The organism is Streptomyces sp. NPDC047315, assembly GCF_040643215.1.
Lineage (GTDB): Bacteria > Actinomycetota > Actinomycetes > Streptomycetales > Streptomycetaceae > Streptomyces.
This window is the reverse complement of the sequence record NZ_JBEYTZ010000121.1, coordinates 1-1,101: the sequence shown is the minus strand read 5'-3', so window position 1 is coordinate 1,101 and position 1,101 is coordinate 1. Positions and strand designations below refer to the sequence as shown.

1 protein-coding gene is annotated in these 1,101 nt (G+C 68.3%); it reads right to left on the bottom strand.

Going from position 1 to position 1,101, the window contains the following annotated elements; all coding sequences use genetic code 11:
• On the bottom strand, positions 1 to 1,101 hold a 1,101-nt coding region (locus tag ABZ842_RS38855), incomplete at both ends, for a beta-ketoacyl reductase (RefSeq protein ID WP_361548610.1).

Here is a 1,101-nt window from a genome sequence, read left to right as displayed (position 1 = left end):
CCCAGCAATCGACGAGAACACCACAAACGCCGACAACTCCAACCCCACCGTCAACTCATCCAACCACCGAGCCCCCAACACCTTCGCCCCACCAATGCTCATCACATCCCCAACACCCGAATCCACCAACAAACCGTCCTGACCCACACCGGCCGTGTGGATCACCACGTCGAGCGGGTGCTCTTCGGGGATTCCTGCCAGCAGCTCGGCCACGGCTTCACGGTCGGACACATCGCAGGCCACAACGGACACCCGGCAACCACCGGCAGACAACTCATCCACCAGGGCTCCCGCACCGGGCGCGTCCGTCCCGCGCCGGCTGACGAGGACGATGTGCTCTGCGCCGCACTCCACTGCCCAACGAGCCACATGCGCGCCCAACCCACCCGTACCACCCGTGATCAGCACAGTGCCCCCGGGCCGCCACGACTGCTCACTCGGCGGTACGGCGTCGGTCGTTGCGCGGACCAGCCGTCGGCCCAGCACCACGCCCTGGCGCAGCGCCACCTGATCCTCGACACCCTCGCTCAGCACTCCGACGAGCTGGCGGCCGGTCGATTCGGTGAAGTCCTGGCCGGACGGGAGATCGATCAGACCGCCCCACAGGCCGGGATGCTCCAGACCAGCAACCCGGCCCAAGCCCCACACCTGCGCCTGCTCCGGCACCGGAGCCCCATCCGCAGGCCCGACGCCCACACCGCCGGCGGTCACCGCCCACAACCGACCCGCGAAACCCACACCCACCAGTGACTGAACCAACCGCAACGTCCCAAACAGCCCCGCGTCACTCGCCCCGAGCCCCAACAGCGACACCACACCCGTCACACCGTCCAGCGCACCGAGGCCGTCCTCCGCCGCCACGTCGAAGGTCTCGTGGCGAACCGTAGCCCCAGCAGCTGTCAGGGCTTCTTCCACCTCGGACATCCAGCGGGCGAGGGGTTCGTCCTCGGCCCGGAAGGAGCCTGTGATGACCAGCCACGTACCACTCAGGCGCGCCGAACGGTCGATCTCGACGGGTTCCCAGGCGACGCGGTAACGCCACTGATCACGCCGCTGTCGTTCGCGCTCGCCGTCACGCCACGACGTCAACGCCGGAACAAG